The 10,617-nt window shown below is 58.3% G+C and carries 13 protein-coding genes; all 13 read right to left on the bottom strand.

Going from position 1 to position 10,617, the window contains the following annotated elements; genetic code table 11:
- Positions 1-1,560, bottom strand: a 1,560-nt coding sequence (locus FLQ03_RS14300; RefSeq protein WP_144370850.1) for a retention module-containing protein, incomplete at its 3' end; no start/stop codon positions are given.
- 86 nt (positions 1,561-1,646) lie between these two features.
- A complete protein-coding gene (locus tag FLQ03_RS14295; RefSeq protein ID WP_144370849.1) occupies positions 1,647-2,246 on the bottom strand; it encodes a response regulator transcription factor in 600 nt (199 codons plus the stop codon).
- A 3-nt stretch (positions 2,247-2,249) separates the two neighbouring features.
- Positions 2,250-3,647 carry an HlyD family type I secretion periplasmic adaptor subunit gene (locus tag FLQ03_RS14290; protein ID WP_144370848.1) on the bottom strand — a complete coding sequence of 466 codons (1,398 nt, stop codon included), beginning with the start codon at positions 3,645-3,647 and terminating at the stop codon, positions 2,250-2,252.
- Positions 3,644-5,812, bottom strand: a complete 2,169-nt coding sequence (locus tag FLQ03_RS14285; RefSeq protein WP_144370847.1) for a type I secretion system permease/ATPase — start codon at positions 5,810-5,812, stop codon at positions 3,644-3,646. Before FLQ03_RS14285 ends, FLQ03_RS14290 begins: the two co-directional genes overlap by 4 nt.
- A 207-nt stretch (positions 5,813-6,019) precedes the next feature.
- Positions 6,020-6,382: a DUF2069 domain-containing protein gene (locus tag FLQ03_RS14280; protein WP_144370846.1), complete on the bottom strand. Its 363-nt coding sequence runs from the start codon at positions 6,380-6,382 to the stop codon at positions 6,020-6,022.
- On the bottom strand, positions 6,366-7,097 hold the full coding sequence (tatC, locus tag FLQ03_RS14275; protein WP_144370845.1) for a twin-arginine translocase subunit TatC: 732 nt from the start codon (positions 7,095-7,097) through the stop codon (positions 6,366-6,368). The genes FLQ03_RS14280 and tatC overlap by 17 nt, the downstream gene beginning before the upstream one ends.
- A gap of 5 nt (positions 7,098-7,102) precedes the next feature.
- Entirely contained in the window at positions 7,103-7,615 is a 513-nt protein-coding gene (gene tatB / locus FLQ03_RS14270; protein ID WP_144370844.1) for a Sec-independent protein translocase protein TatB, read from the bottom strand.
- Between the two features lie 15 nt (positions 7,616-7,630).
- On the bottom strand, positions 7,631-7,822 hold the full coding sequence (gene tatA / locus FLQ03_RS14265) for a Sec-independent protein translocase subunit TatA (RefSeq protein WP_144370843.1): 192 nt from the start codon (positions 7,820-7,822) through the stop codon (positions 7,631-7,633).
- 41 nt (positions 7,823-7,863) lie between these two features.
- The gene (locus FLQ03_RS14260) at positions 7,864-8,184 is read right to left on the bottom strand and encodes an HIT domain-containing protein (RefSeq protein WP_144370842.1); all 321 of its coding nucleotides are present in this window, start codon (positions 8,182-8,184) and stop codon (positions 7,864-7,866) included.
- A gap of 12 nt (positions 8,185-8,196) precedes the next feature.
- Complete coding sequence (locus FLQ03_RS14255) at positions 8,197-8,523, bottom strand: phosphoribosyl-ATP diphosphatase (RefSeq protein ID WP_144370841.1); 327 nt, start codon at positions 8,521-8,523, stop codon at positions 8,197-8,199.
- A gap of 98 nt (positions 8,524-8,621) precedes the next feature.
- The gene (hisI, locus tag FLQ03_RS14250; RefSeq protein ID WP_144370840.1) at positions 8,622-9,017 is read right to left on the bottom strand and encodes a phosphoribosyl-AMP cyclohydrolase; all 396 of its coding nucleotides are present in this window, start codon (positions 9,015-9,017) and stop codon (positions 8,622-8,624) included.
- A 10-nt stretch (positions 9,018-9,027) separates the two neighbouring features.
- Positions 9,028-9,795 (bottom strand): imidazole glycerol phosphate synthase subunit HisF, encoded by a 768-nt coding sequence (gene hisF / locus FLQ03_RS14245; protein ID WP_144370839.1) that lies wholly within the window; start codon positions 9,793-9,795, stop codon positions 9,028-9,030.
- Positions 9,796-9,852: 57 nt separating this feature from the next.
- Positions 9,853-10,596 (bottom strand): 1-(5-phosphoribosyl)-5-[(5-phosphoribosylamino)methylideneamino]imidazole-4-carboxamide isomerase, encoded by a 744-nt coding sequence (gene hisA / locus FLQ03_RS14240; RefSeq protein WP_144370838.1) that lies wholly within the window; start codon positions 10,594-10,596, stop codon positions 9,853-9,855.
- Positions 10,597-10,617: the final 21 nt, after the last annotated feature.

Below are 10,617 nucleotides of genomic sequence, written 5' to 3'. Positions count from 1 at the left end.
CGCCGTCCAGGTGCCGTCCGGTTTGACGGTAGTAGTGATGCTTTCGCCGGTTGGCGTGGTAATGGTGATGGTGTCGCCAGCACTACCGGTGCCGCTGATCGTCGGTGTATTGTCGTTGGTAATGCCATCACCCTTGCTACCACTGTCGCTGCTCGGGTCGAGCTTGGCGGTGACGGCAGGCGGTGTGGTGTCGACGGTCACCGGTACGCTGCTGGTGCTGCTATTGCCGGCAGGATCGGTGGCTTTCACGCTGATGGTGTTGTTCCCATCGGGCAGCGGCTGAGTCGGCGTCGCCATCCAGGTGCCGTCCGGTTTGACGGTAGTAGTGATGCTTTCGCCGGTTGGCGTGGTAATGGTAATGGTGTCGCCAGCACTGCCGGTGCCGCTGATCGTCGGCGTATTGTCGTTGGTGATGCCGTCGCCTTGGGTACCGCTATCGCTGCTCGGGTCGAGTTTGGCGGTGACGGCAGGCGGTGTGGTGTCGACGGTCACCGGTACGCTGCTGGTACTGCTATTGCCGGCAGGATCGGTGGCTTTCACGCTGATGGTGTTGTTGCCATCGGGCAGCGGCTGGGTCGGCGTCGCCGTCCAGGTACCGTCCGGTTTCACGGTAGTAGTGATGCTTTCGCCGGTTGGCGTGGTAATGGTGATGGTGTCGCCAGCACTACCGGTGCCGCTGATCGTCGGCGTATTGTCGTTGGTAATGCCATCACCTTTAGTGCCGCTGTCGCTGGCCGGGTCGAGTTTGGCGGTGACGGCAGGCGGTGTGGTGTCGACGGTCACCGGTACACTGCTGGTGCTGCTATTGCCGGCAGGATCGGTGGCTTTCACGCTGATGGTGTTGTTGCCATCGGGCAGCGGCTGGGTCGGCGTCGCAGTCCAGGTGCCATCCGGTTTGACGGTAGTAGTGATGCTTTCGCCGGTTGGCGTGGTAATGGTGATGGTGTTGCCCGGCTCACCAGTACCGCCGATCGTGGGCGTACTGTCGTTGGTAATGCCATCACCTTTAGTGCCGCTGTCGCTGGCCGGGTCGAGCGCAACGGTCAAAGCGGGGGGCGTGGTCTCCGGCAGGGCATCGTCGTCGACCACCACCAGGGTACTACCCAGACTCAACGGACTTTCGCTACTGAGCGTGAGCCCTTGAATGGTTTCGGCTACTCGAGCAATGCGTACAAAACTGATACCACCATCATCTGCGGCGCCCGCATTCAGCCCCGCTGCGGTAGCTTCCAGATCTTGCAACGGGTCTTGCCCTTGCGCCAATGCGGCCAACACGGCATTGGTGTCATTGCTCAATGGCGCAATGGTAGTGGTAGTGGGGTCTTCTGTTGCAAGAAAGACTTCTTCGGTAAACAGGATATTACGCTCGTCGGCAACACGCAGGATATTGCCGTTACTCCCTTGCACTTCGATATAGGCGCCATCTGCCACCAGCAGGCGCTCCCCTATCGCAATGCTATCGCCCAGTTTCAGGATACGGCGGCTACCATCCGGCGATACCGCCAGAATCTGGCCAGAAATAGCAACAACCTTGCCTTGTGCGTTTGTGGTATCAGCCATGATAAAAGCCCCATTACATTGTTGTGATACTGCAATGTAATGGGGCTTTTTATCCAATCCCTATTGTACCAAAGGGCAATTTTTATCTATACCGCCAATTTCAATAAAAGCTGTATCCTATCTGTCACATCGAATTTTACGAATATTGCAGTCAAATGGGCTTTTACCGTGCGCTCCGATATATCCATTTGTTTTGCGATAGATTTATTACTCATGCCGGTTTTCAGATACTGGATTACTTCACGCTCGCGCTCAGTCAGTTGTGCCAGCAACGGATGAGCCGGCTTGCTAAGCTGCCCAAAGCGCGCGCACAGCTGCTGCATCAGGCCAACCCCGACCCATAAGCCACCAGAGGCAACAACCGACATGGTTTGACGCAAGGTGTCAGGCGCCGAAAAAGCATGCAGGTAACCGGCAGCCCCTTTGCCTAGCCACTCGACTGCGGCAGCATCGCTAGGCGTGCTGCTCATCACGATAACCCGGACTTGGCCGAAATCACCCCGGCACAAGCGAGCAATCAGCTCCGGGTCCTGATTATCGGCATCCACCCAGGTCACATCACCGGCATTCAATTTGGCTTCTGCAGCGAAGTGCCATAGTGAGTGATGAATTTCAATAAAAGAACCCAAAGCTTCTGACAAATGCTCTTGCAAGGAAATGCTGGAGGAAATCAGTATGGTATACATTTATTATCGCTCACTCAGTGCCTGTGCCTTGGCACGCAGAACCGGCTTCAGCAAATAATTAAGAACGCTCTTATTGCCGGTAATAATATCCACTTCAGCTGTCATCCCCGGAATGATGGGCAATTTACCTTGCGTACCTAAATGTGACGTATCCGTCTTAACACGCACAACATAATAAGTATTGCCTTTTTCATCGGTAATGGAGTCGGCACCGATTTGCTGCAATGATCCTTTAAGCCCGCCGTAGATGGTGGAGTCATAGGCAGTAAAGCGAACGAAAACGCGTTGCCCCGGGTGCAGGAAGGCAATATCCCGCGGCGATACTTTGGCTTCGATAATCAGCGATTCATCCAGTGGCACGATTTCGAGGATGTCGCGCCCCGGCTGCACCACACCGCCCACGGTATTCACTAGCAGACGTTTGACCTCACCACGCACAGGCGAACGCACTTCCGTGAGTTTTACCTTGTCTTGCAGCGCGGCATTACCGGCCCCCAAAGTACTGAGCTTGGCCAGCGTTTCGGACAACTCGGTACTGGCCTGGTTGCGGAAAGCCAGCTCCACCTCCTGAATCTTGCGCGATGCCTCGCTGATGGCGGACTGGATTTTCGGTACCTGGGCATTCGACATGTCCCGCTCGCCGCGATAGCGCGACACATCGCGTTCCAGTCGCAAGATATCCACCTCGGATACGGCGCCGGATTTGAGCAGCGGGCGAGTCACATTCAGCTCACGCTGGGTCAGCTCCAGACCCTGATTAGCCTGATCACGGCGGGCACGTGCCTCATTCAGCTCTTGCGTACGCTGCGACAACTGCTGGCGGGCAATAGAAAGATTCGCCTCCAGTTCCATGCGTTTGGACTGATAAAGGTCCATTTCCTGACGCGCAATTTCCGGTGCTTTTGTCGACACATCTGGAGGCAAGGAAAACGGCCGGCCTTCGGCCAGTGCACGCAGGCGCGAAGCCTTGGCCTGCAGCGAAATCAGCTGCGACTGGTTTTCATTGAGTGAAGAAACGAAACGGGTATTGTCTACCTGCAGTAACAGTTGGCCGCGTTCGACAATATCGCCCTCTTTCACCAGAATTTTGGACACCACGCCGCCATCCAGGCTTTGCAGATGCTGGATCTGGCTGGTGGGTACCACTTTGCCGTCTCCGCGTGCCACTTCATCCAGCGTGGCCAGCGACGACCAGATCAAGGCCGTCACGATGAACAGGCCGATCGTCCAGATGAACAAGCGCGGACGACGCGGGTCCTGCGTCAGAATGGCCCACTCGGCATCGGAGGCGAAATCCTGGCGATCCTGCAAATCTTCTGCGGAAGACCAACCCAGCAGTTTCTGGATCAACGGGTTGGTGGAGTGACGCAGTTTCTCCAGTCGGGTCAGCAGCCAGTTCATGCTTGCGCCCTCCCGATCTTGCCCTGTTGCAAGGCCTGAACGACCTCGTGTTTGGGGCCATCCGCCAGGATCCGCCCTTGGTCGATGACGATGATGCGGTCTACCAGATCTAGCAAGGAGGTATGGTGCGTCACCAGGATCAGCGTCTTGCCGCTGACAATCTTCTCGAAAGTACGCTTCATGGCTGTTTCGGTACTGTGGTCCATATTGCTGGTTGGTTCGTCCAGCAACAGGATGGGCGGCGCATTCAGCAACGCCCGGGCGATGGTAACGGCCTTGCGTTGGCCGCCGGACAATGACTCGCCACGTTCGCCGATGACCATATCGAAGCCGTCGGGGTGCGCGTTGATGAAGTCGGTCAGGCCAGCCATCTCGGCTGCGGCGGCAATGGTGGCATCGTGTACATGCGGCTGACCCATACTGATGTTCTGACGCAAGGTGCCATAAAACAGTACCGGGTCTTGCGATACATAACCGACGTGCCGCCGCAACTCAGCCGGGTCTACCTGCTGCACGTTGATCCCGTCGATGCGCACCGCACCTTGCTGCGCCTGGTACAGCCCCATTACAAGCTTCTGGATGGTGGATTTGCCAGAGCCTACCCGCCCCAGAATGGCTACACGCTCACCTGCCTTGATTGAGAAAGACACATTATGCAGCGCCCCTAGCGGGCTGTTGGGATAGGTGAAGTCGACATTGCTGAATTCGATATCCCCCTTGAAATGCGTGCGGTGGAAGAAAGTACTTTCGTTCTCGCGCTCCACCGGCTGCGCCATCAGGCCTTCCAGCGAGGTCAGGGACGACTTGGCATTGTTGTACTGCGTCATCAGTCCGGTTACGGCACCCAGCGGGGCGATAGCGCGGCCAGCCAGCATGGTGCAGGCGATCAGTCCCCCCACCGAGGTCTGGCCTTCCTTGATCAGGTACACCCCCAATATCAGGATGGCCACCGACATCACCTGCTGGATGAAAGCAGCGGAGTTCATGGTCACCGCCGAAAGAAACTTCAAGCGGGTGCCAATCTGGGCCAGGAACAGTGTGGCCTTTTCCCAGCGCCCTTGCAGCTCACCTTCAGCCCCAAGGGTCTTGACCGTCTCCAGACCGACCAGACCTTCCACCAGGTGTGCATTGCGTTGCGCTGACGCACGGAAGGTGCTTTCTGACAGCTCCTGCATCTTGGCTTGTACGATGAAGGCCAGCAACAGCATCAGGATGATGGCAATCAGCGGCGGCAGCACCATCCACGGGGAAATCCACAGCATCACCAGCAGGAACAACAAGGCAAACGGCACATCCACCAGCGTGGTAATGGTGGCCGACGCGATGAAGTCGCGTAGTGATTCGAATGCACGCAGGTTGGCCGCAAAGGCACCCACTGACGCCGGGCGGGCCTCCATGCGGATACCCAGTACCCGCTCCATAATCAGGGCCGACAACAGCACGTCAACCCGCTTGCCGGCCAGATCAATCAGGTAACCCCGCGTCAGCTTCAACACGAAGTCGAACACCAGCATCAGCACCACCCCTAGTGCCAGCACCCACAGCGTATCGAACGCCATATTGGGGACTACCCGGTCATACACGTTCATCGAGAACAGGGGGAAAGCCAGGGCAAAAAAGTTGACGAAAAAGGCTGCGATCAGCGCGTCACGATACAACGGCCGCCCTTGCAACACCGCGTGCCAGAACCAGTGTTCGCTGCGCGCCTGCTGCAATTCGGGGATGCGCTTTTCAAAGCGGAAACGCGGCTTGACCACGATCACGATGCCGCTGTAAATGGCCTGCAGCTCATCCAGCGTCATCACCTGTTCCGACTCCGGCAGCTCGGCCGGGCTGATATGGAAGCACCCCACGTCGTCGACTTTGCGTAGCAGGCAGGCATCGTCGTTGTTCAGAATCAGCACCGCCGGCAGCAAGGCGTTCGGCAACTGTTTCAGCGGGCGACGCAACACGCGCGAGGCCAGGCCAGCACGGCGCGCGGCGCGTGAAAACATCGACGGGCTGAGCCGTTGGCCGTCCATCGGAATACCTGCCACCAGGGAGTCTCGGGTGGTGGTAATGCCGTGCAGGCGAGTGAGTTCGAACAGGCAATCCAGCAGGGGATCGAGATGAGTGGCACGCAGGGGAATACTTGCGGCCGCGTTGCTTTGGTCTGGTTTATCCATACGCTCTTTTCAAGGCGAAGCGGTACTGTATCGTTATAGATTTTCGCGCCGGGATGCATGTGTCACGTGTGACACATTATCGGGAAGGCCTGCCAAACCTGCAAGCAACATTTGATTTATCTTTAACAATGTATTGCCAATTCGACTAACGAATACCACATACAACAAGAGCCAGCAGACGCTGGCTCTTGAATAAAAAAACGAGGCTCAGGCGGCAGCCTGAAGGCGCTTGGCCCTGACATACAGCACCACACTGGTGAAATAGAGCACCGTCAGTGCCACTTCAGCCATGGCCAGCGGTTGTGACAGGCCGCTATCCCCCCAGGCACGCATCACGCCCTCACCGAAAAACGCCAGGATAAACATGCTGGACCACTGGTAGGTATACACCTTTTCCTTCAGTACACCCATCAGCGGCAGCAACAGGATAGCCGCTTTCAAGACCAGCCACGAACCACCCGGTCGCAATGGCGCCAGCCACAGCTCCCAGGCAAGCGTCAGCAGAATCAGGGCCAGCAAACTGGCAACGGCCCCCCAGTGAAACGGACGGGGGTCAGACAGGCCCAGCATGGTTTTTTTCCTTGTTGATCAGCATCGACATCACGATGCCGACTTCGTACAGCAGCCACAACGGAATGGCCATCATGATCTGCGACAGCACATCCGGTGGTGTCACTACGGCGGCAACCACGAAGGCGCCGACAATCACGTAAGAGCGCCCTTCCCGCAATTGCGTCAGGGAAACAATCCCCATGCGGTTCAGCACCAGTACGATCACCGGCACCTCGAAGGTCACGCCAAAGGCAACGAACATGCCCAGGGCAAACGACAGGTATTTGTCGATATCGGTCATCATCGCCACACCTTCCGGCGTATGGGCACTCATGAAGCCGAACACCACCGGGAAGACGGCAAAGTAGGCAAAGGCCATACCCAGCATAAACAGCGCCACGCTGGTCACGATCAGCGGCACGATCAGCTTTTTTTCGTGGTTGTAGAGGCCCGGCGCCACAAAGGCCCAGATCTGGTACAGCGTATGCGGCAAAGTGATCAGGAACGCCACCAGCATGGTGACCTTCAGCGGCACGAAGAACGGCGCGGTGACCTCGGTGGCAATCATGCTGCTGTTTTGCGGCAGCACGTCCATCAGCGGTTTGGCAAACAGGTGATAGACATCACCGGCCCACGGCACCAGACACAGCAGCACCACCAGCAGAACGCCAGCAATGCGCACCAGCCGGTTGCGCAGCTCGATCAGGTGCGCCAGAAGAGGTTGTTGATCCATGGAGATTAGCTACGGGACTCGGCAGACGATGCCGCCAGCGGCGTGGCGGCATCTGGGACAGGCTGGGCGAAAAGGTCGAGCTGGCCGTCATCCTTGGCGGCAGGCTCGGCCGGGGCAATGCCGGCGGCAGCCAGCATGTCGGCGGGGGCAATGCGATGATCGTCGTCCGCATCAGCCTGTACCGCCTGCTGTACGTCTGCCACGGTTTCCTGCACGGCTTGCTGTACCGGCTCGACACTGTAGGAAATGTCTTGCGCAACCTGCCGCACGTCAGCCGCCTCACGTTCTACCTGGGTACGGAAAGCATCGGCAGCGTCCTGAATGTCCTGCTTCAGTTCATGCAGGCCAGCCATCTGGCTTTGCTGGTGAATATCGGATTTCACACTCGCCACAAAGCGCTGGGCGCGACCAACCAGGGCGCCGATGGTACGCGCCACCGTAGGTAGCCGCTCCGGGCCCAGCACCACCAGTGCCACGGCACCGATAACCAGCAACTCGCCAAAACTGATTTCGAACACGTTGGCCGCCCGCGCTTATTTCTTGTCTTGTTCGACGTCGATGACGCGGCCCTGGGCGTCTTTGTCGCCCTCGCCTTTCATGCCTTCCTTGAAACCTTTCACTGCACCGCCCAGATCTTCGCCGATATTGCGCAGTTTCTTGGTACCGAATACCAGAACCACAACCAGCAGCACGATCAGCCAATGCCAGATGCTAAAGGAACCCATGGACTTCTACCTCTAAACAAGGCGGGTATGTCTACCCGGATTTATCGATTGCCGTACACGTGTACGTGCAGGTGGAAAACTTCCTGGCCACCACCGACACCGGTGTTGATGGCCGTCTTGAAACCTTGCGCCAGGCCGTGCTCAGCCGCCAGTACCGGCGCCAGCAGCAACAGTTTGCCCAGTATCTGCTGGTGGCGGATGTCACACTGCGCCAGCGATTCTACATGCAGTTTGGGGATCAGCAACAAGTGCACGTCCGCCTTGGGGTTGATATCGTGGAATACCACCACATCGTCGTCTTCGTAGGCTTTCTTGGCCGGAATCTCGCCCTTGGCGATCTTGCAGAAAATACAGTCACTCATGTCGGATTCCGTTCAGCCTTGCGTACGCGACGCTTTTTCATCAATGCCGGAAATGCCTTCGCGGCGTTTCAATTCCATTACCACGTCTTCGGCACGCAGACCGTGGTGCGCCAGCAGCACCATGGAATGGAACCACAGGTCGGCCACTTCGCGCACCAGGTGCAGGCGGTCCTTGTCTTTGGAGGCCATCAGCACTTCGGCGGCCTCTTCGGCCACCTTTTTCAGGATGGCGTCCTCGCCCTTGTGCAGCAGCGAGGCCACGTAGGAAGAAGCTGGGCTGGCTTCCTTGCGGGCCTCCAGCGTATCACCAATATTCTTGAAAATTTCGGTCGCGTTCATATGCGTCTCCCGGCTACCGGCGCCCCGCCAGTATATGTCGATAATGTGACATCCTTGTAACAGGTGGTACTGGCGTTAACCCTTGCCGCAGATCAAATTCAGTGTGAGTGGTAGATGGCGTCCGGGTCTTTCAGCACCTCGTCGGTGACAACCCACTGGCCATCGCGCCAGACGCGGAAAAAGCAGCTTTCGCGCCCGGTATGACAGGCAATGCCGCCTGCCTGTTCAATCTGCATGGTGATGACGTCACCGTCACAATCCAGACGCAGCTCTTTCACGGTCTGGGTGTGGCCGGACTCCTCGCCCTTTTTCCACAGTTTCTGGCGCGAGCGCGTCCAGTAATGGGCGATGCCGGTTTCCGCGGTCAGCTGCAGCGACTCACGGTTCATGTAAGCCACCATCAACACGCGGCCACTGTGGGCATCCTGGGCAATGGCGACCACCAAGCCCTTGTCGTCCCATTTCACTTCATCCAGCCAATTCGGGGGTGTCATGCGGCCAACCTCACAGACGGACTTCAATACCGGCTGCACGCATGGCTTCTTTCGCCTGGCGCACCGTGTATTCGCCAAAGTGGAAAATGCTGGCCGCCAGTACCGCGTCGGCCTTGCCTTGGGTCACGCCTTCCACCAGATGCTGCAGATTGCCCACGCCACCGGACGCAATCACCGGAATCGGCACCGCGTCGGACACGGCGCGGGTCAACGGCAGGTTGAAGCCGATCTTGGTGCCATCGCGGTCCATGCTGGTCAGCAGGATTTCGCCGGCGCCGTATTCGGCCATGCGTGCCGCCCATTCCACCGCGTCCAGGCCGGTAGGCTTGCGCCCGCCGTGGGTGAAGATTTCCCAGCGGTCGTTTTCCGGCGTCACCGCTTTGGCGTCCACCGCCACCACGATGCACTGGCTGCCGAACTTGTCGGCCGCTTCCTTCACCAGGTCGGGGTTGGTCACCGCTGCGGTATTGATGCTGACCTTGTCGGCACCGGCGTTCAGCAGGCGACGGATGTCGGCCACCTGGCGCACGCCGCCACCAACGGTGAGCGGAATGAATACTTGCTCGGCCACCGACTCGATCACGTGCAGGATCAGGTCGCGGTCGTCGGAGCTGGCGGTAATGTCGAGGAAAGTAAGCTCGTCGGCGCCCTGTTCGTTGTAACGTTTGGCGATTTCCACCGGGTCACCGGCGTCGCGCAGGCCGACAAAATTGACCCCTTTCACCACACGACCGGCGGTCACGTCGAGACAGGGGATGATGCGTTTGGCTAGGGACATGATCAGAAACAACAGAAGGTTGGCCGCATACCGGACGGCATGCGGCCAACGCAGGGTTTAGGCTTCGGACAGTTCGTCAGCCAGATCCTGGGCGGCAGCAAAGTCGATGCTGCCTTCGTAGATGGCGCGGCCGGTGATGGCACCTTCGATGCCCTCGCCTTCCACCGCGCACAGCTTGCGCACGTCTTCCAGGTCGGTCAGGCCGCCAGAGGCGATCACCGGTACGGTCAGCGCCTGCGCCAGCTTGACGGTGGCGTCGATATTGACACCGTTCATCATGCCGTCGCGGCCGATATCGGTGTAGATCACCGAGTTCACGCCGTAGTCTTCGAAGCGCTTGGCCAGGTCGATCACGTTATGGGTGGTCACTTTGGCCCAGCCATCGATGGCAACCATGCCGTCCTTGGCGTCCAGGCCAACGATGACCTGGCCGGGGAAGGCGTCGCAGGCATCGTGCAGGAAGCCGGGGTTTTTCACCGCGGCGGTGCCGATGATCACGTATTTCAGGCCCAGATCGAAGTACTTCTCGATGGTGTCCAGGTCGCGGATGCCGCCCCCCAGTTGCACCGGCATGTCGTTGCCGACCGCCTCGAGAATGTCGCGGATCACCGCCAGGTTCTTCGGTTTACCGGCGAAGGCACCGTTCAGATCCACCAGATGCAAGCGGCGTGCGCCCTGGTCTCGCCAGTGCAACGCAACTTTCACAGGATCGTCGGAGAATACGGTGGCATCGCTCATTACGCCTTGTTTCAGGCGCACGCACTGACCGTCCTTGAGGTCGATAGCGGGTATCAGCAGCATGGTGCGGAAAATCTACGGTAA

The sequence above is a fragment of the Vogesella urethralis genome (genome assembly GCF_007644045.2).
Classification (GTDB): Bacteria; Pseudomonadota; Gammaproteobacteria; order Burkholderiales; family Chromobacteriaceae; genus Vogesella; species Vogesella urethralis.
The sequence above is the reverse complement of the archived record's forward strand: the minus strand, read 5'-3'. Positions and strand labels throughout refer to the sequence as shown.

Excerpts from the sequence above, each read along its gene's own strand:
- FLQ03_RS14295 (WP_144370849.1), bottom strand. The coding sequence starts at position 2,246 with ATGTATACCATACTGATTTCCTCCAGCATTTCCTTGCAAGAGCATTTG.
- FLQ03_RS14290 (WP_144370848.1), bottom strand. The coding sequence starts at position 3,647 with ATGAACTGGCTGCTGACCCGACTGGAGAAACTGCGTCACTCCACCAAC.
- FLQ03_RS14285 (WP_144370847.1), bottom strand. The coding sequence starts at position 5,812 with ATGGATAAACCAGACCAAAGCAACGCGGCCGCAAGTATTCCCCTGCGT.
- FLQ03_RS14280 (WP_144370846.1), bottom strand. The coding sequence starts at position 6,382 with ATGCTGGGCCTGTCTGACCCCCGTCCGTTTCACTGGGGGGCCGTTGCC.
- tatC (WP_144370845.1), bottom strand. The coding sequence starts at position 7,097 with ATGGATCAACAACCTCTTCTGGCGCACCTGATCGAGCTGCGCAACCGG.
- tatA (WP_144370843.1), bottom strand. The coding sequence starts at position 7,822 with ATGGGTTCCTTTAGCATCTGGCATTGGCTGATCGTGCTGCTGGTTGTG.
- FLQ03_RS14260 (WP_144370842.1), bottom strand. The coding sequence starts at position 8,184 with ATGAGTGACTGTATTTTCTGCAAGATCGCCAAGGGCGAGATTCCGGCC.
- FLQ03_RS14255 (WP_144370841.1), bottom strand. The coding sequence starts at position 8,523 with ATGAACGCGACCGAAATTTTCAAGAATATTGGTGATACGCTGGAGGCC.
- hisI (WP_144370840.1), bottom strand. The coding sequence starts at position 9,017 with ATGACACCCCCGAATTGGCTGGATGAAGTGAAATGGGACGACAAGGGC.
- hisF (WP_144370839.1), bottom strand. The coding sequence starts at position 9,795 with ATGTCCCTAGCCAAACGCATCATCCCCTGTCTCGACGTGACCGCCGGT.
- hisA (WP_144370838.1), bottom strand. The coding sequence starts at position 10,596 with ATGCTGCTGATACCCGCTATCGACCTCAAGGACGGTCAGTGCGTGCGC.